This window comes from Plantactinospora sp. CNZ321, assembly GCF_004217235.1.
On record NZ_SHKQ01000001.1, the window covers coordinates 2,911,713 to 2,938,664 of the forward strand.

General features: G+C 72.7%; 21 protein-coding genes. 15 read left to right on the forward strand and 6 right to left on the reverse strand.

Annotated features, from left to right (window positions below):
* Positions 1-146: 146 nt before the first annotated feature.
* The 6 genes from EV371_RS13035 to EV371_RS13060 all read left to right on the forward strand — a co-directional run bounded on the left by EV371_RS13035 (position 147) and on the right by EV371_RS13060 (position 7,771).
* Positions 147-1,637, forward strand: a complete 1,491-nt coding sequence (locus EV371_RS13035; protein WP_130462275.1) for a catalase — start codon at positions 147-149, stop codon at positions 1,635-1,637.
* A 260-nt stretch (positions 1,638-1,897) separates the two neighbouring features.
* Entirely contained in the window at positions 1,898-3,229 is a 1,332-nt protein-coding gene (locus EV371_RS13040) for an MFS transporter (protein ID WP_130462276.1), read from the forward strand.
* Between the two features lie 280 nt (positions 3,230-3,509).
* Positions 3,510-6,383, forward strand: coding sequence for a nitrate- and nitrite sensing domain-containing protein (locus tag EV371_RS13045; RefSeq protein WP_207230473.1), 2,874 nt, complete (start codon positions 3,510-3,512; stop codon positions 6,381-6,383).
* Positions 6,384-6,806, forward strand: coding sequence for a roadblock/LC7 domain-containing protein (locus tag EV371_RS13050; RefSeq protein ID WP_130462277.1), 423 nt, complete (start codon positions 6,384-6,386; stop codon positions 6,804-6,806).
* Complete coding sequence (locus tag EV371_RS13055) at positions 6,796-7,188, forward strand: DUF742 domain-containing protein (protein WP_130462278.1); 393 nt, start codon at positions 6,796-6,798, stop codon at positions 7,186-7,188. Before EV371_RS13050 ends, EV371_RS13055 begins: the two co-directional genes overlap by 11 nt.
* A complete protein-coding gene (locus EV371_RS13060) occupies positions 7,169-7,771 on the forward strand; it encodes an ATP/GTP-binding protein (protein ID WP_130462279.1) in 603 nt (200 codons plus the stop codon). Before EV371_RS13055 ends, EV371_RS13060 begins: the two co-directional genes overlap by 20 nt.
* A 183-nt stretch (positions 7,772-7,954) precedes the next feature.
* On the opposite strand, the gene EV371_RS13065 is transcribed toward EV371_RS13060, so the two are convergent.
* From EV371_RS13065 to EV371_RS13080, 4 genes are read right to left on the reverse strand one after another with little or no spacing between them, the layout of a single operon-like run.
* Positions 7,955-8,635, reverse strand: coding sequence for an LUD domain-containing protein (locus EV371_RS13065; protein WP_130462280.1), 681 nt, complete (start codon positions 8,633-8,635; stop codon positions 7,955-7,957).
* Positions 8,622-10,103 (reverse strand): lactate utilization protein B, encoded by a 1,482-nt coding sequence (locus EV371_RS13070; RefSeq protein WP_130462281.1) that lies wholly within the window; start codon positions 10,101-10,103, stop codon positions 8,622-8,624. The genes EV371_RS13065 and EV371_RS13070 overlap by 14 nt, the downstream gene beginning before the upstream one ends.
* On the reverse strand, positions 10,100-10,831 hold the full coding sequence (locus EV371_RS13075) for a (Fe-S)-binding protein (RefSeq protein ID WP_130462282.1): 732 nt from the start codon (positions 10,829-10,831) through the stop codon (positions 10,100-10,102). The genes EV371_RS13070 and EV371_RS13075 overlap by 4 nt, the downstream gene beginning before the upstream one ends.
* On the reverse strand, positions 10,822-11,619 hold the full coding sequence (locus EV371_RS13080) for a GntR family transcriptional regulator (RefSeq protein ID WP_486484590.1): 798 nt from the start codon (positions 11,617-11,619) through the stop codon (positions 10,822-10,824). Before EV371_RS13080 ends, EV371_RS13075 begins: the two co-directional genes overlap by 10 nt.
* A 200-nt stretch (positions 11,620-11,819) precedes the next feature.
* On the opposite strand from EV371_RS13080, the gene EV371_RS13085 reads away from it, so the two are divergent.
* From EV371_RS13085 to EV371_RS13095, 3 genes are all read left to right on the forward strand, one after another.
* The gene (locus EV371_RS13085; RefSeq protein ID WP_130462283.1) at positions 11,820-12,872 is read left to right on the forward strand and encodes a lactonase family protein; all 1,053 of its coding nucleotides are present in this window, start codon (positions 11,820-11,822) and stop codon (positions 12,870-12,872) included.
* A 198-nt stretch (positions 12,873-13,070) separates the two neighbouring features.
* Complete coding sequence (locus EV371_RS13090) at positions 13,071-14,822, forward strand: substrate-binding domain-containing protein (RefSeq protein ID WP_130462284.1); 1,752 nt, start codon at positions 13,071-13,073, stop codon at positions 14,820-14,822.
* 260 nt (positions 14,823-15,082) lie between these two features.
* Positions 15,083-16,567 carry a sugar transferase gene (locus EV371_RS13095; RefSeq protein WP_486484591.1) on the forward strand — a complete coding sequence of 495 codons (1,485 nt, stop codon included), beginning with the start codon at positions 15,083-15,085 and terminating at the stop codon, positions 16,565-16,567.
* 40 nt (positions 16,568-16,607) lie between these two features.
* Here EV371_RS13095 and EV371_RS13100 read toward each other — a convergent pair whose 3' ends face one another.
* Positions 16,608-17,732: a PP2C family protein-serine/threonine phosphatase gene (locus EV371_RS13100; RefSeq protein WP_130462285.1), complete on the reverse strand. Its 1,125-nt coding sequence runs from the start codon at positions 17,730-17,732 to the stop codon at positions 16,608-16,610.
* Between the two features lie 107 nt (positions 17,733-17,839).
* On the opposite strand from EV371_RS13100, the gene EV371_RS13105 reads away from it, so the two are divergent.
* Positions 17,840-18,316: a MarR family transcriptional regulator gene (locus tag EV371_RS13105; RefSeq protein WP_130462286.1), complete on the forward strand. Its 477-nt coding sequence runs from the start codon at positions 17,840-17,842 to the stop codon at positions 18,314-18,316.
* 354 nt (positions 18,317-18,670) lie between these two features.
* On the opposite strand, the gene EV371_RS13110 is transcribed toward EV371_RS13105, so the two are convergent.
* The gene (locus tag EV371_RS13110) at positions 18,671-19,966 is read right to left on the reverse strand and encodes an ROK family protein (protein WP_486484592.1); all 1,296 of its coding nucleotides are present in this window, start codon (positions 19,964-19,966) and stop codon (positions 18,671-18,673) included.
* Positions 19,967-20,102: 136 nt separating this feature from the next.
* Between EV371_RS13110 and xylA the strand changes: the two genes are divergently transcribed.
* From xylA to EV371_RS13135, 5 genes are all read left to right on the forward strand, one after another.
* Positions 20,103-21,290, forward strand: coding sequence for a xylose isomerase (gene xylA / locus EV371_RS13115; RefSeq protein WP_130462287.1), 1,188 nt, complete (start codon positions 20,103-20,105; stop codon positions 21,288-21,290).
* A 106-nt stretch (positions 21,291-21,396) separates the two neighbouring features.
* The gene (xylB, locus tag EV371_RS13120; protein ID WP_130462288.1) at positions 21,397-22,812 is read left to right on the forward strand and encodes a xylulokinase; all 1,416 of its coding nucleotides are present in this window, start codon (positions 21,397-21,399) and stop codon (positions 22,810-22,812) included.
* A gap of 134 nt (positions 22,813-22,946) precedes the next feature.
* Positions 22,947-24,467 carry a hypothetical protein gene (locus EV371_RS13125; RefSeq protein ID WP_130462289.1) on the forward strand — a complete coding sequence of 507 codons (1,521 nt, stop codon included), beginning with the start codon at positions 22,947-22,949 and terminating at the stop codon, positions 24,465-24,467.
* Positions 24,468-24,613: 146 nt separating this feature from the next.
* Positions 24,614-25,672, forward strand: coding sequence for a hypothetical protein (locus EV371_RS13130; protein ID WP_130462290.1), 1,059 nt, complete (start codon positions 24,614-24,616; stop codon positions 25,670-25,672).
* A gap of 765 nt (positions 25,673-26,437) precedes the next feature.
* Positions 26,438-26,713, forward strand: coding sequence for a DUF6458 family protein (locus EV371_RS13135; protein ID WP_130462291.1), 276 nt, complete (start codon positions 26,438-26,440; stop codon positions 26,711-26,713).
* Positions 26,714-26,952 lie beyond the last annotated feature (239 nt).

Here is a 26,952-nt window from a genome sequence, read left to right on the forward strand (position 1 = left end):
ACCCGGCCGCGGTGGATCACCCGGTGATCGGGTCGCAGGTCGTCGCCCTCCGTTGGACTGGGCGGAACATCCGCTTTCCGAGCGGGATCAGGATCACGTCCCGGCATTGCCCGACTGCCAGGAAGAGCATGGACAGGAGGAGACCGATGAGCGATCCCCAGGTGAAGAAGCCGACGCTCACGACCCGACAGGGTCACCCCGTACACAACAACCAGCAGCAGCGGACGGTGGGCTCGCGCGGCCCGGCCACGCTGGAGAACTACCACTTTCTGGAGAAGATCAGCCACTTCGACCGGGAGCGCATCCCGGAGCGGGTGGTGCACGCGCGCGGCTTCGTCGCGCACGGCGAGTTCGAGGCGTACGGGACGATCGGCGACGAGCCGGCGTCGACGTACACCCGGGCCAAGCTCTTCCAGAGCAGGGGGAAGAAGACCCCGGTCTCGATCCGGTTCTCCACAGTGATCGGTGGCCGGGACTCCTCCGAGGCGACCCGCGACCCGCGCGGCTTCGCGGTCAAGTTCCGCACCGACGACGGCAACTGGGACCTGGTCGGCAACAACCTGCCGGTCTTCTTCATCCGGGACGCGATCAAGTTTCCGGACGTGATCCACGCCCTGAAGCCGGACCCCGTCACCTTCCGGCAGGAGCCGAACCGGATCTTCGACTTCATGTCCAACGCGCCCGAGTCGATGCACATGCTGACCTGGCTGTTCAGCCCGCGCGGCATCCCGGCCAACTACCGGACCCAGGACGGCTTCGGGGTGAACACCTACCGGATGGTCAACGCGGCCGGCGAGGGCGTACTGGTCAAGTACCACTGGAAGTCGCAGCAGGGCATCGAGTCGCTGACCGAGGAGCAGGCCGCGGCCATCCAGGCGACCGAGCTGGGGCACGCGTCCAAGGACCTCTACGAGGCGATCGAGCGCGGCGAGTACCCGAGGTGGGAGCTGAACGTCCAGATCATGAGCGACGACGAGCACCCGGAGCTGGACTTCGACCCGCTCGACGACACCAAGACCTGGCCGGAGGACGTCTTCCCGCTGCGCCCGGTCGGGATGATGACCCTGAACCGCAACGTCAGCAACTTCCACAACGAGAACGAGCAGATCGCGTTCGGCACCGGTGTGCTGGTCGACGGGCTGGACTTCAGCGACGACAAGATGCTGGTCGGTCGGACCTTCTCCTACTCCGACACCCAGCGGTACCGGGTGGGTCCGAACTACCTCCAGTTGCCGGTCAACGCGCCCCGGCAGGACGTCCAGGTCAACACCAACCAGGATGGCGGGCAGATGGCGTACGGGGTGGACAACCGGGGCGGCAACCCGCACATCAACTACGAGCCCTCCTCCGCCGCGGGGCTGGCCGAGGCCGACGGGTCGTACCGGGAGTACCGGCCGCACGTCTCCGGGCGGGTGATGCGGGCTCCGATCGAGCGGGAGAACAACTACGCCCAGGCGGGCGAGCGGTTCCGCACCATGCCGGCGTGGGAGCGGGACGACCTGGTGAAAAACATGATCAATCAGCTCGGCCAGTGCGACAAGCACATCCAGGAGCAGATGGTCCGGCACCTGCACCAGTGCGACGAGGCGTACGGGCGACGGGTCGCCGAGGGGCTGGGGCTGGCGGCGGGCGCCTGATCCGGCGTCCCCCGGAAAAGAGCCCGGTTCCCGGCAGAACGAGCCCGGCTCCCGGCAGTCGGACGGGGCGTCCCTCGGCGTGAGCGCGCCGAGGGACGCCCCGTCCCGTTCTCCGGCGAGCCCACCGACCGCTTAGACTGCCGGCATGACGCACCGACATTAATTCCCCGCCGGAGGCCGGCCCGGACCGCGCTGCCGGGGCCCGCCCGGGACGTTCGTGACCCGATTCCGAGTCCGATTCGTCCCCGTGGGAAGGCCTCATGCCCGTCACCTCGTCGTCCGCGCCGGCAGCTCGTGCGCGGCGGTTGATCACCACCTTCTACCTGTACGCATTCCTGGACGACTTCGTCCTGCTCTACCCGGTGTACGCGCTGCTGTTCACCGACACCGGGCTTTCGGTCGCGCAGATCTCCTCGCTCTTCGTCATCTGGTCGCTGACCGGGATCGTCCTTGAGGTCCCGTCGGGGGTCTGGGCCGACGCCGTCTCCCGGCGTCTGCTGCTCGCCGGTGGCCCGCTGCTCGGCGCGGTCGGCTTCGGGCTCTGGGTCGCGGCACCCTCCTACTGGGTCTTCGCGCTCGGCTTCGTGCTCTGGGGCGCGCGGGGTGCCCTCCAGTCCGGCGCCTCCGAGGCCCTGCTCTACGACGAACTCGACCGGCTCGGTCTGGCCGACCGCTACGGCCGGGTGATCGGACGGGCCAGCACCGTGAGCCTGCTCGGCGCGCTGCTGGCGATCGCGGTCGCAAGTCCGGTCTTCGCGGTCGGCGGTTACCCCGCGGTCGGGGTCGCCAGCGTACTGGCCAGCCTGCTCTGTGCGGCGGTGGGGCTGGCACTGCCGGAACACCGGGCACCGGCACCGCCCGCCGCCCCGTCCGCCGACCCCGTCCCGGAGGGAGGGGGCGTCGTCGCGTCGGGCGGTGGGACCCGAGTGCCGTCCGGGGATCTCGTCCAGCTCGCCCCGGCGCCGGTGGTCGAGGCGGGGGCATCTGGTCCGCTCGCGATCCTGCGCGGGGCGTTGGCCGAGGCCCGGCACAGCCGGACGGTACGCCGGGCGCTGCTGATCCTGCCGGCGATGCTCGGCATCTGGGGCGGGCTGGAGGAGTACGTGCCGTTGCTGGCCGGTGAGGTCGCCCCGGCCGCCGACGTGCCGCTGCTGGTGTTGCTGGTCTGGGCCGGGGTGATGCTCGGCGGCCTGCTCACCCCGTTCGGGCAGCGGCTGCCGGCGCGGTGGTTCGCCGTGGTGGTGGGGGCGGCCTCGATCACCCTGGCCCTGGGTGCGCTGACCGGCCGGCCGGCGGGCTTCGTACTGGTGGCGGCAGCGTTCTGCGCCCTGCAGATGGCAAGCCTGGTGGCCGACGTACGCCTCCAGGAGAGCATCGCCGGACCGGCCAGGGCCACCGTGACGTCGTTGGCCGGACTCGGCACCGAACTGGTCACCATCGCGGTGTACGGCGGGTACGCCCTCGCCTCGACGGTTGCCGGGCACGGCGTGGTCTTCGGGCTGCTCGCCCTGCCCTACCTGGTGCTGGCGATCGGGTTGGGCCGGACCACGGCGGAGCGGGACCGGCGGCGGACGGCCCGCGGACGCCGGTGACGGCCGTCGCGGAGGGGGATGCCGGCAGAAACGGTCGGTGGGGTGGGCCGGTCGGCGCTCCGGCCCACCCCGGCGAGCAGGGTCGGAGCCATTTGAGAAAGATAGTTGTCAATTTAATTGTCGGATTGGATCAACTGGAAGCCTCTCGTCCGGTAGTGCACACGGCGCCGATTACGTATCCTGCCGAAGGCACGCGCGCCCGTGACCCTCGACTCTGTCCGGAGCCGCGGGCCGCCGGTGCGGGTGTCGCCCCTGACATATCCCCTTCCGGCGAGGTCTGATGGAAACCCAGAACTGGCCGATCCGCTCGAAGATCGTCGCGCTGGTCGCCGTGCCGATCGTCGCGTTGTCGGCGCTCTGGATCTTCGCGACCACGCTCACCGTCGGGCCCGCGTCGAAGCTACTCGCCGCCCAGACCCTGCTCGACGAGGTGGGGCGGCCCGGTGCGGTGCTCGTGGTGGAGTTGCAGCAGGAGCGCCGCCTCTCGGTGCGACACCTGGTCGACCCGAGCGTCCGCGCCGCCCTCGCCGACCAGCGGACCCGGACCGACCAGGCAATTGCCGAGTTCCGCCGCCGGACCACCGACGCAGACCTGCGGGACACCACCGGTGCGCTGATCGACGCCCGGATCGACCAGCTGCTCACCGCGATCGACGCACTGCGGTCCGGACGCGTCTTCATCGACCGGCGCACCGTCGACGCCAGTGGTGCGCTCGGCCTCTACAGCGGAATCATCGACGCCGCGTTCCGGACGTTCTCCGCGCTGAACACGCTGCCGGACGACGCCCTCGCCCGGGAGGCCCGGAGCCTGACCGAACTCGGCCGGGCCCGCGAGGTCGGGGCCCAGGCCGACGCGCTGCTCGCCGGTGCGTTCAGCGCCGGGCGCTTCGGGGCGGGCGAGCACGCCCAGTTCGTCCAGATCGTCGGCACCCAGCGATTCCTCTACGCGTCGACCACGGCGGAGCTGCCGGACGCCGACCGGATGGCGTACCAGGAGCTCACCGAGGGGGACGCATACGTCCGGCTGCGCCGGATGGAGGACGACCTGATCAGCCGTGGCGGCGGCAGCACGCTGCCGGTCGACGCCCGGGCGTGGCAGAACAGCTACGAGGCGGTCCAGCGGGAACTGCGCGACTTCGAGCTGAGGGGCGCGGAATCGCTCACCGAGCGGAGCCGACCGGTGGCCGTCGGCATCCTGCTCCGGTTGGGTCTCGCCGGCCTGCTCGGCTTCGTCGCCGTACTCCTCTCGGCGGTCATCGCGCTGCGGATCGGCCGGTCCCTGGTGCGGCGGCTGACCAGCCTGCGCGCCGACGCACTGAACATGGCGGACGAACGGCTGCCGGATGTCGTCGGACGGCTGCGCAGGGGCGAGGAGGTGGACGTCGAGGCCGAGGCGCCGCCGCTCGACTACGGACAGGACGAGATCGGCCAGCTCGGCCACGCGTTCAGCGAGGTGCAGCGTACCGCCATCGCGTCGGCGATCGACGAGGCCGCGCTGCGCCGCGGTCTGCGGGACGTCTTCCTCAACATCGCCCGGCGCAGCCAGACCCTGCTGCACCGCCAGCTCGCGCTGCTTGACCGGATGGAGCGGCGGGCGACCCAGCCGGACGAGTTGGAGGACCTCTTCCGGCTCGACCACATGGCGACCCGGATGCGGCGGCACGCCGAGGACCTGGTCGTGCTCGCCGGATCCGCGCCGGGCCGGGGCTGGCGCAACCCGGTCTCCATGGTGGACGTGATCCGGGGGGCGATCTCCGAGGTCGAGGACTACGCCCGAGTCGACCTGGCCACCGTGGCGCCGGCCGCCACCGCCGGCCGGGCGGTCGGTGACGTCATCCACCTGCTCGCCGAGCTGATCGAGAACGCCACCTCGTTCTCCCCGCCGCACACCCGGGTGCAGGTCACCGGGCACGTGGTCTCCAACGGGTACGCGATCGAGATCGAGGATCGGGGCCTGGGCATGACCGCCGAGGCGATCGAGCAGGCCAACCGCCGGCTCGCCGACCCACCGGACTTCGACCCGGCGAACAGCGCCCGGCTCGGGCTCTTCGTGGTCGCTCTGCTCGGCGCCAGGCACGGCGTACGGGTCCAGTTGCTGTCCTCTCCGTACGGCGGAGTGACGGCGGTCACGCTGATCCCCAGTGATCTCGTGGTACCCGACACCTCCACCTCGACGCGCGACCGCGGTGCCGGGTCCGGCGCGAAGTCGGACGGTACGCCCCGGAGCACCGGTCCCGGCCCGATCGCCGGTGATGCGGACGGCTCGGATCCGACTCGACCGCCGGCCCGCTCCGACCGGCCCGGGCTAGACCTCACGAACGGTGACGAGCCGGCCGCGAAGCCCGGCTCGACCACCGGGCTCGGTCCCCGGCGCAAGGCGGGCGCCGCCCTGGCCGCCCTGGTCAGCGCCAACGACCCGGATGCACCGCAGTCGCCTCCGGCTGCGGGGAGTCACCCGGATGCACCGCAATCACCGCCGGCTGCGGGGAGTCGCCCGGGGACAGCGCAATCGTTCCCGACCGCGTCGGCTGGCACGCCTCCGGCGACCGTGCCCCGAGTCGGCGCCGCCGGCACGCCTCCGGCGACCGCCGCCCCGGCGGAAGCCGCCAGCCCGGTTACGCCCGCCAGCCGGCCGCGACCGGCAATGGACGACGACACCGTGGTCCTCCCGGCGGTTCCGGCCGACGCCGGCCCGGTACCTCCGACTCCCGGCCCGGTACCTCCGACTCCCGGCCCGGTACCCCCGACTCCCGGCCCGGTACCCCCGACTTCCGGCCCGGTCGACGCCGGTCCGGTACGCCCGACCGCCGGCCCGGTGGGCGCGGACGGCCTGCCCCGGCGGGTTCGGCAGACGAGTCTCGCCCCGCAACTGCGCGCCGGACCGGTGACCGGCCCGGACCGGTCCGCCGGCTCCGCTGCCGCTGCCGGCTCCGCTGCCGCGGGCCCTGTTGACGCGGCGGGCGCTACCGCCGACGTCGGGTCGGACGAGCCGCAGCCGCGTACCCCGGAGCAGGTCCGGGCGGTGATGGCCGCGTTGCAGTCCGGTACGGCGCGGGGGCGGCGGGACGCCGAGGAGCTGACGCCGCCCGGCGCCGCCGATGCCACCTCCCGGGTCGCCGATCCGGGTGTAACGAATTCTGAAGGGGACGGGTGAGTGGTGCACACGACGAAGCCGGGCGCGGATCTCGGTTGGCTGCTCGACGATCTCGTGGAGCGCGTACCCTCCGCGCAGCAGGCCGTGCTGCTCTCCGCGGACGGCCTACTGATGGCCGCGTCGCGGGACCTGGGCCGGGAGGCAGCCGAACACATGGCGGCGATGGCGGCCGGCTTCCAGAGCCTGGCGAAGGGAGCCAGCCGGCACTTCCAGGCGGGACCGGTCCGGCAGACCGTGATCGAGATGGAGTCCGCCTTCCTCTTCGTCACCGCCGCCGGTCAGGGTGCCTGCCTCGCCGTACTGGCCAGTGCCGCGTCGGACATCGGCGTCATCGCGTACGAGATGGCGATGCTGGTGACCCGGGTGGGGCAGAACCTGTCCGCGTCGAACCGATCACCGCGGGCGCCGGCAGATGCGCAGTGAGGCACCGGGCCCGCACCACGACTGGTTGGACGACGACGCCGGGCCGGTGGTCCGGCCGTACACGGTGACCGGTGGCCGGGTCCAACCGTCGGCGGGCCGGTTCGACCTGGTCGCGTTCGTGGTCGCCGGGCCACCGGAGGAGGACCGCGACGGCGTTCCTCAGCTGCAGCCGGAACAGCGGGCGATCATCGCCCGGGCGCAGCGACCGATCACCGTCGCCGATCTCGCCGCCGACCTCAACCTACCGGTGGGGGTGATCCGGGTGCTCCTCGGCGACCTGCTCAGCAGCGGCCGGATCTCGATGTACGACCCGCCCACCTCACGCCAGTTCCCCGACGACGACATCCTCAAGGCGGTGGTCGATGGACTCCGAGCTCTCTGACCAGCCGACGGCGAAGCGGCGGGTCCCGCTCGCCCTGAAGATCCTGATCGCCGGTGGCTTCGGGGTCGGCAAGACGACCCTGGTGGGCGCGGTGAGCGAGATCCGTCCCTTGCAGACCGAGGAGGTGCTCACCGACGCCGGGGCCGGCACCGACGATCTGTCCGGGGTGGAGGGGAAGCAGACCACCACCGTCGCGATGGACTTCGGCCGGATCACGATCAACTCCGATCTCCAGGTCTATCTCTTCGGTACCCCGGGGCAGGACCGGTTCTGGTTCCTCTGGGACGAGCTGGCGTTCGGCGCGCTCGGTGCGGTGGTGCTCGCCGACACCCGTCGACTCGCCGACTGCTTCCCGTCGGTCGACTACTTCGAACGCCGGGGCATCCCGTTCGTGGTCGGGGTCAACTGCTTCGACGGTGCCAAGCGGTTCGGCGCCGAGGCGGTGCGCGGCGCGCTCGACCTGGATCCGGACGTGCCGGTCGTACTCTGCGACGCGCGCAGCCGGCAGTCCGGCAAGGTCGTGCTGGTTGCCCTGGTGGAGCACGTCGCCGCCCGCCGCGCCGAGCGAGTCTCGGCGAACTGACCCGGGTCCCGGCGACTGACCGCCGGCCGGTCGGTCGTTCCGGCCGGCGGTCAGTCGCCTGGGCTGGTCTGTTGCCTGGGCTGGTCGGTCGCCTGGGCTGGTCGGTGTTGTCTCGGCTGGTCGGTTGCCCGGGCCGGTCGGTGTTGTCTCGGCTGGTCGGCCGATCCGTCGACCGGCCGGGGATCAGCCGGCGACCAGCAGCACGTCCAACCGGCGGGGTCCGTGCACACCCTCCACCCGGTCGAGTTCGATGTCGCTGGTCGCCGACGGCCCGGAGATCAGGGTGAGCGGCCGGGTCGGGTCGGCGAGCCGGGCGAGCGCCTCCGGCACCCCGTCGACCACCTGCGCGGCCCGGACCACGCAGAGATGGTGGTCGGGTACCAGGCTGAGCAGCCGGCGCCCCTGGTCCGGACCGCCGTCCAGCAGCAGCGTGCCGGTCTGTGCGATCGCCACCGCGCAGCCGGTGACCACCGCCACGCCCGGCGCGTCGAGGTCGGCCACCGTCAGCGGGTCCGGGTCGCCGTCCCGGCGGATCCGGCCGAGGTACGTCGAGAGCCACCGCGCCGGCGCCTGCCCGGGTACGACCACGGTCGACACCTCGCCCAGTAACTGGGCGAGCGCCTCTGGCAGTTCCCGCGCCCCGCAGCGGCGTACCGTGGCCCGGTAGTCCACCAGCCGGTCGACCAGCAGGTCGATCAGTTCCCCGCTCGCCGGTTCGGCCGGCCCGGTGCCGGGCGGCGGTGCGGTGCGGTAGTCCCGGGACACCGGCACCGGCCCGCTGGGCCGGGCGGCCCGGATCCGGGCCAGGATCTCCGCCCGGGCCGAACCCGGCACCGTCCCCCGGGCCGGGCTAGGCACGGTCATCACCGCTCCTTCCGCCGCTCGTCCGATCCCGCCCCGCCCACCAGTCCCGGAACGTCTCCTTCGCCGGCAGCGGGGCGTCCCGGCTCGCGGTCCAGGCCGAGAGCGGCCAGGGCAGTCGGCGTACCTGTCCGCGACTCCCGCTGACCAGGCGCAGCGGGGCGGCGCCGCGTCGGGCTGCCCGCAGCGCTGCCGCATACCGACGGCGGTCCCGCATCGCCCAGGACAGCGCCCGCATCGCCGTGCGCTCCGCCGACGGCCGGCCCCGGCGCGCGTCCACGCCACGCTGGCGCAGGTGCACCAGTACCTCGGGGATGTCGATCCGGACCGGGCAGGCGTCGAAGCAGGCGCCGCAGAGCGTCGAGGCGTACGGCAGGGTGCGGTTCGCGCCCGAGTCCGGGCCGGTCATCTGCGGCGAGAGGATCGCGCCGATCGGGCCCGGGTAGACCGACCCGTACGCGTGCCCGCCGACCCGCTCGTAGACCGGGCAGACGTTCAGGCAGGCGGAGCAGCGGATGCAGCGCAGCGCCTGCCGGCCCACCGGGTCGGCCAGGGTTCGGGTGCGCCCGTTGTCGACCAGCACGATGTGCAGCGTGGCCGGCCCGTCTCCCGGGGTGACCCCGGTCCAGAGCGAGGTGTACGGGTTCATCCGCTCGCCGGTAGAGGAGCGGGGCAGCAGTTGCAGGAAGACCTCCAGGTCGCGGAAGGTCGGCAGCAGCTTCTCCACCCCCACCACGGAGATCAGCGTCTCGGGCAGGGTCAGGCACATCCGGCCGTTGCCCTCGGACTCCACCACCGCCAGGGTTCCGGTCTCGGCGACCGCGAAGTTCGCGCCGGAGATCGCCACCCGGGCGCTGAGGAACTTCGCCCGCAGGTGCCGGCGGGCCGCGTCGGCGAGCGCGGGCGGGTCGTCGGTGAGCGCGTCGAGATCGACCCCGGGCATCCGGCTGGCGAAGATGTCCCGGATCTGCCGCCGGTTGTAGTGGATCGCCGGTACCAGGATGTGTGACGGGGTGTCGTCGGCGAGCTGCACGATGAGCTCGGCCAGGTCGGTCTCGACCGCCGCGATGCCGGCCTCGGCGAGCGCCTCGTTGAGCCCGATCTCCTGGGTGACCATCGACTTGACCTTGACTACCTCTGTGCTGCCGGTCCGCCGGACCAGTTCGGTGACGACGGCGCACGCCTCGGCCGAGTTCCGGGCCCAGTGCACGGTGGCCCCGGCGGCGGTGGCGGCGGCCTCGAACTGTTCCAGTAGCTCCGGCAGGCGGGCCAGGACGTCGTCCTTGATCGCCGCGCCGGAGCGGCGCAGCGCCTCCCAGTCCGGTACCTCGTCGACGACCCGGAGCCGCTTGTCCCGGATGGTGTGGGTGGCCCGGCGCAGGTTGGCCCGGAGTTGCCCGTCGGCCAGTTCACGCCGGGCCGCCGTCGGAAACGGCAGCGGCGCGACGATGTTCCCGGTACCCGCGCTCATGTGTGCTCCAGGATTTCGGCGTAGTGGATGGCGCGGGGTGTTTCCGGCTCCGTCCCGGTGCGCCGGGACAGGCCGCCACCGATGTGCGCCAGGCAGGAGTTGTCCGCCGCCGCCACGTACGCCGCCCCGGTATCGCGTACCGCCGTGCACTTGTCGGCCAGCATCGCGGCGGAGACGTCGGCGTTCTTCACCGCGAACGTGCCGCCGAAGCCACAGCATTCCTCGGCGCCGGGCAGCGTCACCAGGTCCAGCCCGCGTACCGCGCGCAGCAGCCGGAGCGGACGGTCACCGAGCCGCAGCATCCGCAGGCCGTGACACGTGGGGTGGTAGGTCACCCGGTGCGGGAAGGCGGCGCCGACGTCGGTCACCCCGAGCACGTCGACCAGCAGCTCGGAGAGTTCGTGCACCCGGGGCGCGAGGTCGGCGACCGCCGCCGCCAGGCCGGGGTCCGGGGCGGCGAGCCGGGGGTACGACTCCCGCACCATCGCCACGCACGAGCCGGAGGGGGCCACCACGGCGTCGTACCGGCCGAAGGTGTCGACGAAGCCTCGCACCAGCGGCAGTGCCTCGGCCCGGTATCCGCTGTTGGCGTGCATCTGCCCGCAGCAGGACTGCTCGACCGGAAACTCGACGGTGTGGCCGAGCCGCTCCAGTATGCGTACCACGGCCCGGCCGGTGCCCGGGTACACCAGGTCGTTGACGCAGGTCACGAAGAGGGCTATCCGCATCGGGTTCCTTCGAAGAACGGCAGGTGCCGGTCGGCGGCGGCGAGCAGGTGGTCGCGGATGGCGGCGCCGGCGGCGTCCGGGTCGCCGGCGCCGATCGCGTCGACGATCCGCAGGTGCTCCCGGGTGCTGGTCCCGTGGTGCGCGGCGGGGAAGTGCAGCCGGAACAGGTGCAGGTGGGCGCGGAGCCGGACCACGGCCGAGTGCAGCATCCGGTTGCCGGAGCGTTCGGCGAGCAGGTGGTGGAAGCGGGCGTCCTGGGCGGTGAAGGCGGCGATCGCGGCGAAACCCTCGGTCCCGGGCGTCGGGTCGGGCAGCTCGGCCTCGCGGCGGAGCTCGGCGAGTTCTCCGGCGAGCCCGGCCGGCGCCTCCGCCGGGGCAACCGTCGACGCCTGGGCATCCCCCTCGGTGGCCCCCTCGGTGGACCTGGCCCGGTGCGGGTCGCGGTGGCCGTCGCAGGTGGGTCGCCCGGCGAACCGTTGCGCCACCCGCCGGGCCGAGGCGGTCTCCAGGATCAGCCGCATCTCCACCAGTTCGTCGAACTCGGTCCGGGTGAGCAGTGGCGCGGCGGTGTAGCCGGCGAGCGGCCGTTTCCGGACCAGCCCGTCGGACTCCAGCCGGGCCAGGGCCTCGCGGACCGGGGTCGGCGACACCTCAAGCCGGCGGGCCAGCCCGTCGATGTTGATCCGCTCGCCCGGGGCCACGGCGTGGTCCATCACAAGGGCCCGCACCGACTCGTACACGTCGTCGGCGAGGGTGGTCCGGCGAGCCGGCCGGAGCAGTCCGTGCACAATCGAAGATCCTATAGGGTTCGCCTCCCGGCCGGAAGATCGCCCACCCGACCTCTGCGCGGGGAGCGTGGCGCCGAGGTCGGCGAGGGGAACGTGCCGCCCGGCCGGACGTGGTTTGCCGGGACGGGGCGGGGCCGGCTCTGGTTGGATCGTGCCGGAGCGGCTCGTCCGAGGGCGGTCGGCCGGGAACGGGAGCTGATATGTCGGGCGGCGCGGAAATCGTCTACATCGGCTGTTACACGGCGCAGGGCGGGGGCAGGGGCACCGGCATCGTGGCCGCCCGCCGGGACGCCGGGACCGGCCGGCTCGACCTGCTCGGCGTGGTGGCGGGTACGCCGTCGCCGTCGTTCCTGGCCCGGCATCCCCGGCTGCCCGTGCTCTACGCGGTCAACGAGCTGCCGGAGGGTACGGTCAGCGCCTGGACGATCCACCCCGACGGCGCGCTGAGCCCGCTCGGGGTCCGGTCGACAGGTGGCGCCGAGCCGTGCCACCTCGCCGCCGACCCGGCCGGGGAGTTCCTCTTCGTGGCGAACTACGGCAGCGGCAGTGTCGCCGTACTCCCGTTGGACCCGACCGGGGCGCCGGGTGACCGGACCGACCTGCTCAGGCACGACGGACACGGTCCCGTGCCGGACCGGCAGGCCGGACCACACGCGCACATGGTCTCGCCGGACCCGGCCGGCACCGGGCTGCTCGCGGTCGACCTCGGCGTCGACTCGATCTACCGGTACGACCGGGACCCGGACGGCCGCCTGCGCACCGTCGCCCGGGTCGCGACCCGTCCGGGCACCGGCCCCCGGCACCTGGCCCGGCACCCGGACGGCCGTCGCTGTTTCCTCGCCGGCGAGCTGGACGCCTCCGTCACCGCGTACGCCCTCGACGGCGCCGGCCGGCTGGTCGAGCGGGGTCGGGTCCAGGCCAGCCGGCGGCCGGGGCACGTCCAGCCCTCGGAGATCGCGGTCGGGCCGGACGGCCGGTTCCTCTACCTGGCGAACCGGGGTGTCGGCACGGTCACGGTCTTCGCGCTCGACGACGAGTCGCCCCGATACCTGGCGGAGGTCTCCGGGATCGGTGACTGGCCCCGGCACCTGGCGTTGCTCGGCGGGCATCTCTACGTCGCGCAGGAGCGGGCCGACGCGGTGGCGGTCTTCCGGGTCGATCCCGGTTCGGGGATCCCGGCGGGTCCGCCCGACCGGGTAGCGGTGCCGAGTCCGACGTGCGTGCTCGGCGATCCCTCCTTAATTTTTGGATAAATCTGCATAAGATCTTTTTGGCTGCCGCTGGACCGATGGCGCCCCGTTGGGCGGTATTGTTGACGTTCCGAGGCCGAGCGGTTACCTAAGGTGAATCTTCCTCGGAAAGTCTTTGCCGCCTCGGTAACATTCGGCCTTTCGCCCCTGGCACCACCTGGCAGAAGCCCTCAAGATGGTCACGTGCCTGGCCGCCATCGCATGCGTAGACCTATCCGAGGGGCGGGCGCCATCGCCAGCGCGATGGTGCTCGTCCTCGTCGTGGTTGGAGGGTGGTTCGGCTATCAGCGGTGGGCGGGCCCCGACTGCTCGGGTGAGCTGAAGCTGACCGTCGCCGCGGCGCCGGAGATCGCTCCGGCCGTCGAGCAGGCCGCGGCCGACCTGGTCGCCGCCGAAACCGCGGTGGACGGCCTCTGCCTCGCCGTCGAGGTCACCGCCAGTCAGTCCGTGGACGTCGCCGCCGCCGTCGCCGGGCAGCACGGTGTGTCGCTCTCCGGGGTCGGGCAGGCCAGCGGCAACACCGTACTGCCCAACGTCTGGCTGCCCGACTCCTCCACCTGGCTGCTGCGGCTGCGGCAGCAGGCTCCCGCGTTCGCGCCGCAGAACAACACCTCGGTGGCCCGCAGCCCGGTGGTGGTGGCCATGCCGGAGCCGCTCGCCACCACGATCGGCTGGCCGGAGAAGAAGCTGGGCTGGAAGGACCTGCTCGGCAAGATCACCACCGGTACCCAGCTCAAGACCGGTCTCGTCGAGCCGAGCCGGGACGCGGCCGGGCTGGCCGGACTGGTCTCGCTGGCCACCGCCGCCCAGTCCGCCGGTGGGGCCCGGGCCGAGCAGACGACCACGGCCGCCCTGCGGGCCCTGGCCACCGGTGTCTCGGCGGTCCGCGAGGAGTTGATCGCCCGGTTCCCCAAGGCGCCCGACCAGACGTCCCTTGCCCGCGGGCTGGGTGCCGCGGCCCTCTCCGAAGAGGACGTCATCGAGTACAACGCGACGGAGCCGCCGGTGCCGCTCGCCGCCCTCTACCTGGAACCCGCACCGATCTCGCTCGACTACCCGTACGCGGTGATGCCCGGCATCGAGCCGGCCAGGACCGGTGCGGCGGAGAAGCTCTTCGCCGCCCTCGACTCCGGGGCCTTCCGCCGCCAGCTGGCCGCGCAGGGGCTCCGGGCCCCGGACGGCACCTGGGCGGACGGCTTCGTGCCGCCCCGGGGCGCGCCCAGTCCGGCGGGCACCCAGCCGACGCCGACCACCGAGGCAGCCAACCCCGGCGGCACCGCCGGCGGCGGGGACGGTGCGACGATCGAGCGGGTGCTCTCCAGTTGGGCCGTCGCCACCCAGTCCGGCCGGATGCTGGCGATCATCGACATCTCCGGCTCGATGTTCGCGCGGGTGCCGACCGCCAACAACGCGACCCGGATGCAGGTGACCCTGGAGGCGGCCAGGCGGGGCCTGGCGCTCTTCGACGACAACTGGGCACTCGGCCTGTGGGTCTTCTCCACGGAGCTGGACGGTTCCCGTGACTACCGCTCTCTGGTGCCGATCGGCCCGATGTCCGCCCAGCGGGAGCGGCTGGAGAGCCGACTCGCCGGCATCACCCCGAAGCGGGGCGGCGACACCGGGCTCTACGACACGATCCTGGCCGGCTACAAGGCCGTGCAGGACGACTGGCAGCCCGGCCGGGTGAACTCGGTGGTCATGCTCACCGACGGCAAGAACGAGGACGCCAACGGGATCAGCCAGTCGCAACTGCTCGCCGAGCTGAAGCGGCTCAACGACCCCGACCGGCCGATCCAGGTGATCATCATCGGCATCAGTGCCGAGGTCAGCAAGGCCGAACTGGACTCCATCCCCAAGGTGACCGGCGGGGCCGCCTTCGTCACCGAGGACCCGGCGAAGATCGGCGACATCTTCCTCCAGGCGATCGCCAGCCGGCCGACCGCTCCGCGCTGACCCGCCCCGGCCGCGCCGACCCGCGACCCCGCTCGGCCACGCCCGCCGTACCGGCCATCCGTGCCGGTACGGCGGGCGCCGTACCTTCCGGTCGCCGCGGTACGTGAGCAGCCTGATCGCGGCGACGCAAACAAGTGACGGTAATCCGTCGGAAACTCTCGGTGATGCCCCCGGTAGGTGAAGATGTCGAAGTGCCTCCGGGTCGCTCCGCCAAGGCAGCGGGCGGCTGATCGGGTGCCCCCTGGAGCGAGGGAGGGCCGGTGACGTCGGCGACTTTGCTGAGCCCCATCACGATGCCTCCGGAGCCGAGCTCGGGGGCATCCGCTTCGTCGTCCCGGGCGCGCCAGCGCGGCTACATCCGCGCACTGCTCCTGCTCGACACCGTCATCCTGGTGCTGGCGGTGATCGGCGGATACCTCGCGCGGTTCGGCGGGGACGAGGCGAGCGGCTCCGACATCCCGTACGTGATCGTCGGCCCGGCCCTGGTGGTCGCCTGGCTGGTCTCGCTGAAGGCACTGCGCTGCTACGACCACCGGGTGCTCGGCTACGGCGCCGACGAGTACCGCCGGGTGACCTCGGCCAGCCTGCGGCTCGCCGGTGGAGTCGCGATCGCCGGCTATCTCGCCGACGTCGGAGTCTCCCGGGGATTCCTCGGCATCTCGTTCGCGGTCGGGACGGTCGGGCTGGTGGTCGCCCGGTTCGCCGCCCGGAAACGACTGCACCGGTCCCGGTCCCGGGGGGCCGGCTGGTCCCGCCGGGTGCTGGCGGTCGGCGACACCGCGCACGTACTGGAACTGGTGCACACACTGCGCCGCGAGCCGTACGCCGGCTACCAGGTGGTCGGCGCGTGCATCCCGGACGCGCTGCTCGCGCCGGTGCCGCAGCGCCTCGGCGACGTACCCGTGCTCGGCTCGTTCCGGACGATCGTCGACGCCGCCGGGGCGATCAACGCCGACACGGTCGCGGTGACCGCCTCCAACGAGCTGACCGCGACCCGGCTGCGCCGGCTCGGCTGGCAGTTGGAGGGCACCGGGATCGACCTGGTGCTCGCCCCGGCGCTGACCGACGTCGCCGGGCCGCGGATCCACACCCAGCCGGTCGCCGGACTGCCCCTCATCCACGTCGAGGCGCCCGAGTTCCGGGGCGCCCGGAAGATCGTCAAGGCGTTCGTCGACCGGGCCCTGGCCGCCACGGCGCTCGCGTTCGCACTGCCGCTGCTCGCCCTCATCGCGCTCGCCATCAAGCTGGACAGTCGGGGGCCGGTGATCTTCCGGCAGATCCGGGTCGGCCAGGGCGGCCGAAAGTTCGGGGTGTACAAGTTCCGGACCATGGTGGTGAACGCCGACGCCCTGCTGGCCGAGCTGGCCGCGAAGAACGAGACCGACGGCCTGATGTTCAAGATGCGGGTGGACCCCCGGGTCACCCGGGTCGGCCGGATACTCCGCAAGTGGTCCCTCGACGAGCTGCCGCAGCTCGCCAACGTGCTGTTCGGGCACATGAGCCTGGTCGGGCCGCGTCCGCCGCTGCCGTCCGAGGTGGCCCGCTACGACGGTGACGTCGCCCGCCGGCTGCTGGTGAAGCCGGGCATGACCGGCCTCTGGCAGATCAGCGGCCGATCCGACCTCAGCTGGGAGGACGGCATCCGACTCGACCTCTACTACGTGGAGAACTGGTCGCTCGCCGCCGACCTCACCATCCTGTGGAAGACCTTCGGCGCGGTGGTCCGGACCCGGGGGGCGTACTGACCCCGGGTCCGAGAAGCCTGCCGCCGGGCGGCGGCACGGGTCAGCTCCCGTACCAGTCCAGGCAGACCACCACGGCGTCGTCGACCGGGTCATTGCCGACGAACGCCCGCAGGTCGCCGAGGAGCGACCGTACCGCCTCTAGTGGCGCCATCGACCTGGTCCGCCGGACGGACCGGTAGAGCGCGGTGTCGCCGTACCGGCCGGTGGGGGAACTCGCGTCGAGGACGCCGTCGCTGACCACGAAGAGCCGGTCCCGGGGCGACAGTTGGAAGTTCTGCGACTGGTAGATGGTGCCGTCGAACATGCCGAGCGGGAACTGGTCGTCCAGCCGCTGCTCGATCACCTCACCCGCCCGCAGTACGAGCAGCCGGGGTGAGCCGGCGTCCACCGCCGTCACCACCCCGCTGTGCAGGTCCAGCTCCAGCAGCAGCGCCGAGAGGTGCTGGATGCCCTGGTGGTAGGCGTAGATCGCCTGGTCGGCCAGGGCGGCCTGGTCGGCGAGATCGAGACCGGCCCGGCGGGCGTTGCGCAGCGCGTTGGTGCCCAGGCAGGTGAGCATCGCCGCACTCACCCCCTCACCCATGCCGTTGACCGTGGAGAGCCAGAGCCGCTGGCCGTCGTCGGCCCAGTCGAAGCTGTCGCCGCGCACCGCGTACGCCGGTTCGAGCTGACCGGCGAGGCTGAACGAGGGACGGATCCGGCTCCGGCCGGGGAGCAGCTCCCACTGCATCTCGGCGGCCAGGGTGAGCCGGCGGGTCCGGGCGCCGACCGTGTACCTGTCGGTGCCCGGCCGCACCGTGACCAGTTCGTGTGCCAGCGCCGTCGCCGCCTGCGCCAGCTCGTCGCGCCGGTCCGGGTCCTCGGGCGCCGGGGTGAGCCGGAGTACCCCGAGTCGCTCGCCGCGCATCGAGACCGGGAGGTGGAGGGCGCCGTCCTGGAGTACCTCGGTCTGGTGGTCGAAGCAACGCCAGGCGGGGGTGCCGGCCCCGACGACCGGGTCGCCACCGTGCAGCGGCACCAGGACGGCCAGTCGGTAGTCGACCTGGAACAGCTCGGTCCCCACCGTCCCGTAAACCCTGGTCAGCTCCGCGCCGAGCCGCTCGACGACGAGATCCGCGGGTGCCTCGGCCAGGATCCGGCGCAGCTCGACCAACCGGCCGGTCATCCGTGGCCCGCCGCTCGGACGGGCGTACCGGGGTGGCGGTCCGGACGGGCGGTGTGGCCCCGCACCGGTGCGGCCGGCGGTGTGGCGGCGGTAGGGTCAGGATCACCATGGCTGAATCCGGCGGTCCTGGCGGACCGGATCCGACCCTCGCCACCGCGGTGGACACCGCCGCGGCGGCGCTGCTGTCGGTCTGGGACGCCGCCCGGGAGCAGACGAGCGGGCGGCTGTCCAGCTCTCAGCTGCGGGCCCTGATGGTGGTCGAGCAGTTCGACGGGATCAACCTGCGGGGCCTGGCCGGGATCCTCGGCATGCTGCTCTCCTCGGCGAGCCGGCTCTGCGACCGGCTCGTCGCGGCCGGGCTGCTCGAACGTGAACCGGGCCGGGCGGATCGTCGGGAGATCTCGCTGCATCTGACCACGGTCGGGCAGAAGCTGCTCGTCGAGATCCGCGCCGATCGTCGGGCACGGCTGGCCGAGACGCTCGCCGGGATGAGCCCCGCGGGCCGGCAGGCGCTGCTGCGTGGGCTCGTCGAGTTCGACCGGGCGTTCCGGGCCAACGTCGAGCCGACCGAACGGTCGGCCTGAGCCGGCCGTCGGCCGTTCGTCGCGGCGGTCCGGACGTCGGGCGGCGGTGTCCGCCGCCCGTCCGCCGGATCGTCGAGGTGTGCGCATCGGCGCTGGCACTCCTGTCGGCACAACGTCCATTGAACCTTTTTCAACCTCCCCCTGCGGTCCGAGGGACTGCAGGGCCGGACGCGGTGCATGAGCGCCGCGCGGTTCAGGTTGAAAGAGGTCCATTGGTTGATGATCGGAATAGTTGTTCGAGGGCAACAATAGCGATCGGTCGCGCGGCCTCGCTGTCGCGGTCTTCCCGGTTGTCGCCGACGACTCCATGATGCCCGCCGGGTGACGGTCCGTAGGGCGGACCGGCACCGACGGCTACCGGCCGGGCCGGCCGAGCCACCGGGCGGGGTGCTCCAGCACCGTGCGGACGACCGAACCGGCGGCGCCCAGCGCGGCGGCGTCCCCGCCGAGCAGTGCGGCCCGGACGGTCACCGGCGACCAGGCGGCGGTCAGCACCCGGCGGCGGATCTCGGCCTCCACCGTCGGGGCCAGCCAGCGGGCCAGCGGCGCGTAGACGCCGCCGAGCACCACCGTGTCCACGTCCAGCAGGTTGATCACCCCGGCGACGGCGACCCCGAGCGCGGTCGCGGCGTCGACCAGTGCCCGATGCGCGGTCGCGTCGTCCCGGGCCGCCGCCTCGACCAGCCGGGCGACCGCCGCGCCCGGAGTCGGGACCGCCGGCCGGCCCCGGCCGGCCCTGGCGGTGGTCGGGCCGGTGTCGACGGCGGGCGGCACGGCCAGGCGAGCGGCGGCCAGGATGGCTTCCTGCCCGGCGTACTGCTCCAGGCAGCCGCGGCCGCCGCACCGGCAGGGCCGGCCCTCCGGGTGTACGGGCACATGGCCGAGCTCGCCGCTCCACCCCCGGGCACCCCGGAACAGGGCACCGTGCAGCACGATCCCGGCGCCGATGCCGACCTCGCCGGAGATGTAGATGAAGTTGCCCGAGTCGGGCGGGCCGGCGTGCAGTTCGCCGAGTGCGGCGAGGTTGGCCTCGTTGTCCACCCCCAACCCGCACCCGTCGAGCACCGGATGCCCGCCGAGCAGCGCCGGCACGTCCACGTCCCGCCAGCCGAGGTTCGGCGCGAGCCGGACCAGCCCGGTGGCGGTGACCAGGCCGGGCACCGCGAGCGCCGTACCGGCCAGTGCCAGGTCCTGCCGGTCCGCCTCGGCTCCGGCCTCGGTGATCAGGTCGCCGACCAGCGCCATCGCCTCGGCGGGGGGTACCGGCCGGAGGTCGACCCGGTGCACCGCGCGGTGCCGTACCGCCCCGGTGAGGTCGACCAGGACGGCGGCCAGGTAGTCGACGTTGATCTCCAGCCCGAGTCCGACCGGGCCGTGCCCGGCGAGCGTGAGCCCGACCGCGGGCCGGCCGGCGCCGGACCGGGGAGCCGGGGCGACCTCGGTGAGCAGCCGTCCGGTGATCAGGTCGTCGACCAGTGCGGAGACGGTGGCCCGGGTCAGGCCGGTGGCGGTGGCCAGGTCGGCCCGGGACGGCGGGCGTGCGGCGGTGGCGATCTGCCGCAGTACCAGGGCCAGGTTGTGCTCGCGCAGGCTGGCCTGGCGGACGGCGGTCACCGCCGAGCCGACCGGCACCGCCGCAGGTTGCGTCACGGTATTGACAATGCCACAGCGCAGCCAAATAATTCAACCGATAAACAAATCGGCCCGGGTTGCCGGGGCGTCAACCCGGGGTCAACCACCCGCGCCCCTCACCTCAACGTCGAGTCGGTTCCACTGGAGGTCAGTCATGGCACCCCAACCAACCCCCGCCGACAAGTTCTCCTTCGGCCTCTGGACGGTGGGCTGGCAGGCCCGGGATCCGTTCGGTGACGCCACCCGGGAGGCCCTGGACCCGGTCGAGGCGGTCAACCGGCTCGCCGAGCTGGGCGCGTACGGGATCACCTTCCACGACGACGACCTGGTCCCGTTCGGCTCCGACGACGCCGCCCGGGAGCAGCACATCGCCCGGTTCCGCAAGGCGCTGGAGGCGACCGGGGTCGTGGTGCCGATGGTCACCACCAACCTCTTCACCCACCCGGTCTTCAAGGACGGCGGCTTCACCAGCAACGACCGCGACGTACGCCGGTACGCGCTGCGCAAGGTGCTGCGCAACCTCGACCTCGCGGCCGAGCTGGGCGCGCAGACCTTCGTGATGTGGGGCGGCCGGGAAGGCGCGGAGTACGACGCCGCCAAGGACATCCGGGCGGCGCTGGACCGCTACCGCGAGGCGGTCAACCTGCTCGCCCAGTACGTCATCGACCGGGGCTACGGGCTGAAGTTCGCGATCGAGCCGAAGCCGAACGAGCCGCGCGGCGACATCCTGCTGCCGACGGTCGGGCACGCGCTCGCCTTCATCAACGAGCTGGAGCACCCGGAACTGGTCGGGTTGAATCCCGAGGTCGGGCACGAACAGATGGCCGGGCTCAACTTCATGCACGGGATCGCGCAGGCACTCTGGGCCGGCAAGCTCTTCCACATCGACCTGAACGGGCAGCGGGGGATCAAGTACGACCAGGACCTGGTCTTCGGCCACGGCGACCTGCTGAACGCGTTCGCCCTGGTGGACCTGCTGGAGAACGGCGGGCCGGAGGGCGGACCCGCCTACACCGGTCCCCGGCACTTCGACTACAAGCCGTCCCGGACCGAGGACTACACCGGGGTGTGGGCGTCGGCGGCGGCGAACATGCGGACGTACCTGCTGCTCAAGGAGCGGGCGGCGGCGTTCCGGGCCGACCCGGAGGTGCAGGAGGCGCTGGCCGCCAGCAAGGTGGGTGAGCTGTCGACGCCGACGTTGAACCCGGGGGAGACCTACTCGGACCTGCTGGCGGACCGGAGTGCGTTCGAGGACCTCGACGTGGACGCGGTCGCGGCCCGCGGGTTCGGGTTCGTGCGGTTGAACCAGCTCGCGGTGGAGCACCTGCTCGGGGCTCGCTGAGCCTCCTGGCTCGCTGGCCTGGTCGGGGCGCGCGGTCAGAGCGCGCTCCGACCTCTCCGAGCCGTCCTGTGACAACCGTCGGTGAAGCCCAGAAGGAGGGCGTGAGATGGCGCTCGTTGCCGGGGTCGACTCGTCGACCCAGTCGTGCAAGGTGGTGATCCGGGACGTCGAGACCGGTGCCCTGGTCCGCAGTGGCCGGGCGGCGCATCCGGACGGGACCGAGGTCGATCCCCGGGCCTGGTGGGACGCATTGCAGCAGGCGATCACCGAGGCGGGTGGGCTCGACGACGTGGCGGCGGTCGCCGTCGCCGGGCAGCAGCACGGGATGGTCTGCCTCGACGAGGCGGGTGAGGTCGTCCGGCCCGCGCTGCTCTGGAACGACACCCGGTCGGCGGGGGCGGCGAACGACCTGATCGAGGAGTCGGGTGGCGGCGAGGTCGGGCGGCGGACCTGGGCCGAGGCGGTCGGCAGCGTGCCGGTGGCGAGCTTCACCATCACCAAGCTGCGCTGGCTGGCCCGGCACGAGCCGGAGAACGCGGCGCGGGTGGCGGCGGTCTGCCTGCCGCACGACTGGCTGACCTGGCGGCTCGGTGGTGCGGCCGGGCTGGACGCGCTGCGTACCGACCGCGGGGACGCGAGCGGGACCGGATACTGGTCACCGGCGACCGGCGAGTACCGGCTGGACCTGCTGGAGCAGGCGTTCGGCCGGACCCTGGAGGTGCCGACTGTGCTCGGGCCGGCGGAGGTGGCCGGGCAGTTGGCCGGCGGTGCGGCCCTGGGGCCGGGGACCGGGGACAACGCGGCCGCCGCGCTGGGGGTCGGCGCGGTCGCCGGGGATGTGGTCGTCTCGATCGGTACCTCGGGGACGGTGTTCAGCGTCGCGGACACTCCGGCGGCGGACTCGTCGGGCACGGTGGCCGGGTTCGCGGACGCGACCGGGCGGTTCCTGCCGCTGGTCTGCACCCTCAACGCGGCCCGGGTGCTGGACGCGGCGGCGGCGATGCTGGGCGTCAGCCTGGACGAGCTGGCCAAGCTGGCGTTGGGCACACCGGCCGGCGCGGACGGGCTGGTGGCGGTCCCCTACCTGGAGGGCGAGCGGACGCCGAACCGGCCGCTGGCGACCGGGGCGGTGCACGGGCTGACCCTGCGGACGTCGACGCCGGGGCACCTGGCCCGGGCGGCCGTGGAGGGCATGCTCTGTGCGCTGGCGGACGGGCTGGACGCGCTGCTCGCCGAGGGGGCGAAGGCGAACCGGATCATCCTGGTAGGCGGCGGGGCCCGCTCCGAGGCGGTACGCCGGATCGCGCCGCAGGTCTTCGGGTGCCCGGTGCTGGTGCCCGAGCCGGGCGAGTACGTCGCGGACGGCGCGGCCCGGCAGGCCGCCTGGGTCGTCCAGGGCGGCGCCGAGCCACCCGCCTGGTCGGCCGGCGAGTCCCAGGAGTACGTCACCGCCGGCGTCCCGGCCATCCGTGAGCAGTACGCCCGGGCCCGTGACCTGATCCTGGACCGGCCGGCGGGTTAGCGACCACGTCCGTCCCCGATCCACGGTCCTATGGGCATCCACGATTGCCTATAGGACCGTGGATCGATGTTTGACACACTTCCTCTGGTCGGACTTCCGGCCCGACCAGGTGTGCGAGCGTGAGGGGACCGTGGATGGACGCGCCGACGACCGGCGAGGTGCGGGCGGAGTCGGGGGAGCCGGCGGACCCCGCGGAGCCCGCGGACGAGCCCCGGGAGCCGCCGGGGCGGACGGACGAGCCCCGGGAGCCGCCGGGGCGGACGGACGACCCCCGGGAGCCGCCGGGGCGGACCGAGTCGGCTGGCGTCGCGGAGAAGCGGTCGTGGCGTGCGGTCGCGGCGGTGCTGGAGTGGGGCCTGCTCTGGGCCGGAATGCTGCTGTTGGCGGTCTATCCCCGCCCGCCGATGATGGGCGACGGCCTGGCCCGCTACCAGGCCTTGCTCCAGTTGCTGGAGCAACGGCAGGTACCGGAGACGCCGTACTCGATGATCGGCCCGCTGTTCGCGGCTCCGCTGTGGGTCGTCGGCCGGTGGTACGACAACCCGCAGCCGATACTGGCGCAGTACAACGTGCTGCTCTTCGGGCTCGGGCTGGTCGCCCTGCACCTGCTGCTGCGCGACCGGACCGACCGCCGGTTGCTCCGCCGCTTCCTGCTGGTGCTGGTCGCCGGGAGCATGGCCGCCGTGCACGTGCAGGACTTCTACGGCGAGATGTTCACCGCGACGACCGTCGGGGTCGGGTTGCTCGCCGCCACACTGCCCGGGACGGGACGGTCGACCCGGCTCGTCGGCTGGCTCGCGGTGGTGCTCGGGGTCGCCAACACGCCCGCCTCGGTGGCGGCGCTCGGTCTCGTCGCCGGGCTGCTCTGCTTCCGGGAACGGCGCTGGCGCTACCTGCTGGTGCCGCTGGCGGCCGGGATGCTGATCGCCGGTGAGGCGTGGCTGCGCTTCGGCGACCCGCTGCACCGGGCGTACGCGGGCACCGGCGGCGGCCGGACCGTGATGCCGTACTCGGGGGAGACGGGTTTCTCCTATCCGCTGCTGCTCGGGGTGGTGGCGATCCTCTTCTCGTTCGGCAAAGGGCTGCTCTGGTTCACGCCCGGGCTGTTCCTGCCGGCCCGGCGGTGGTTGGCGGACCGGGCCGGTCGCGGCGTGGCCGGGGTCTGGCTGCTCTGGGTGGTCTTCGTGGCCGGCCTGGTACTGGTCTACGCCCCGTGGTGGGCCTGGTACGGCGGGCTGTACTGGGGGCCGAGGTTCTTCCTGATCGCCGTCCTGCCGGCCAGCCTGGCACTCGCGGTACGGCTGGGGGCGGCCCAGGCCGGCCCCTGGGCGAACCTGGCCACCCTCGCCGCAGTGCTGCTCTCGGTCTGGGGGGCCGCGAGCAGCCTGCTCTACGGGCAGCTCTGGCCCTGGACCTGCTACGACAACAACTACTACCTGGAAGCGCTCTGCCACTTCACCCCGGAGTTCAGTCCGCTGTGGTACCCGCTGGTGGTGGAACCGGCCCTGACCGGGTTGCAGCGGATCGCCCTCACCGGCTACGCCGTCGTGCTGCTCTGGCTGACCGCGCCGCTGGTCGGCCGGATCGTCCGGCAGGCGGGTACGGCGGTCCGGGGCGGTTGGTCGCGGTGGTCGCCGTGGGGTTGGCGCTGGTAGCCGCCGGCGAGATCCGCCGCCCCCGACAGCCCGGCCCACCCCTGCCGGCGCGGCCGGACACAGGGAACAGACACGGTGGGTAGTCGGATCGCCGCGAGGTGTGTAACTTCCTTACGGGCGGGTGGAACTGTCCGAGGAGGCCACTGATGGAGGAAGCCGAACGCGTCCGGCGGGCGGCGGTGTGCCGGGACGCATTCGAGTTGTTGCTGACCGGCGAGCCGGAGTCGGCCGCCGCACAGCTCAAGGGGCTCACCGAGGCGGCACCCGGCGCCCCGTACCGGACCGAGGCGGCGTTCCTCCTCGCGCTGGCGAAGGCGGTGCCGTACACGCACCGGCAACTGGCCGGTGGCGTGGACGCGCTGCGGATCGCCGCCGAGGCCGAGCATCCGGTCTACACCCCTGCGGCGAAACTGTTGCTCGCCGGGCACGCCACCCGGGTCGAGGACCACGAGCTGGCGAACCGGCTCTGGAACCAGCTCGCCGGGCCGTACCGGCTCGGGTACAGCGGGGTGGCGTGGTTCCACATCGCACTCGACCACGAGCGGGCCGGCGAGCTCGACCGGGCCCGCGACGCCATGGCCAAGGCGCGGGCCACCAGCGATCCGCAGTACGCCCCGAAGGCGATGAGCTGGATGATCACCTACTACAACGACCGGGGCCGGCACGACCGGGTACAGGCGCTGGCCGAGATCGCGTTCGACTTCCCGGACGATCCACTGGGGCTGGACCGGTACATGCAGCGGAACCACCAGGCGGTGCTCGGCCGGCAGAAGCTGCTCGACCTGGCCAAGCCGGCCGGGGTACTGGCCGGTGCCCAGATGCTCGCCCAGGCCAACGGGATCGAACACGATCCGCTGCCGGTGGCGCTCGCCGGCGATCTCCAGTGTCAGCCCACCCCGATGGCCGGGGTCGACCTGCCGTGGTTCGAGCCGTACCTGCGGCACCAGCCCGGCACCGAGGCGCTCTACACCGCGGCGCACCAGGCGCTCGCGTACGCCGACTACGTCTGCACCCAGGCCGCCATCCAGTACCTCGAACGGAACAACGGGCCGGCGAACGCTTTCCGCAACATGGTGCAGTACCCCACCCGGTTCCCCTGGGGACAGGTGATGCACGAGAGCATCCGGCAGCGCCTGCTCAACGTGCTGCACGCGCCCGACCACTTCATCCCGACCGACTGGGCGACGGTGCACGACCAGGACTGACCGCCATCGTCGGGTCTGGTGGCGCCTGTGGCGCTATTGCTGGTGCGGACACCGATGGATCTGCCCCGACTCGGATCCCTGCGTGTGCTCCTACTGCCCCCAACGGGGCAGTAGGAGCACACGATCGGCGGGTGCCAACACCACACCTCGCCGAGGGTGCGTCCCTGACAGGTCCCGAGTTCCGCCGGGCGGTCCGGGCTGCCACGATTGACGCCAGGATCGCCCGGGAAGCAATGGCCGGGCAGCACGTCCCCACGGACACCTACGCCTGCCGAGAATGCGAACACGACTGGCCCTGCGCCCCGGCCCGCCTAGCACTGCTGATCGACTTCGACGGCGATCGGGTAGGCCTGATGATGTACCTCGCCGCACACCTCGCCCGCGCCCTGGAATCGCTGCCCGACCGACATCCCGCGCTGATCGTCGCGCAGATCATCTACTGGGTGCCCCGGCGCCGTTGGCGCCGGTTCCGCATTCCCCGAAACGTCGGCACCGGCCTCCGCTTCCCGCGCATCACCCGGGACCGGCACCGACACGGAAGCACCCCGGGGCCACCGTCCCTCCCTATGGAGTGGCCCAGGGGTGCGACCCGGGTAGGGTGCCGGAGTTGGTCGCCACCGGAGCCGCCGGGGCTCGACCGGCAGCGGCAGCTTCGCCCGGAACAGTCGTGGCGTTTCGGCAGGCCAGCCCGGTACGACGATTCGCCGGTCCCGCGAATGGGTAGCAGCACCCCGACAGCCAACATCCCCCACGAGGAGGCGTGTCATGGGTATCGGCACCAGCATCTTCCTGATCGCGCTCGGCGCGATCCTCACCTTCGCGCTGAATATCAGCGTCGGCGGCCTGGACCTGGACGTGGTCGGCTGGATCCTGATGGCGGCCGGCGTGCTGGGTCTGATCATGACCACGGTGATCTGGAACAACCGGCGCCGCTCGGTCGTGACCACCACCGAGCCGACCGAGTATCGCCAGGTCAACACCACCGAGCCGACCGAGTATCGCCGGGTCGAGGAGCGGCGCGACGTGCTGCCGCCCCGGTGACGACGGCCCGGCGCTGTCGCCGAGGACGGTGGTGGTGGCGCCCGGGTCCGCCGCGATCTGCCGGACCGCGACGTCGGCGCGGGGTCGTCACGGCGACGGAACGGCAACGGGCCGGCTGGGGCGCGGGATCGGTGGCTGGGGGGCACCGGGCGCACCCCACACCCCAGCCGGCTACTCGAATAGCGTCGCCGGCCCGGTACGCGTCACAGCGCCCGGGGCCGGTACGCGGCGCAGCCGCC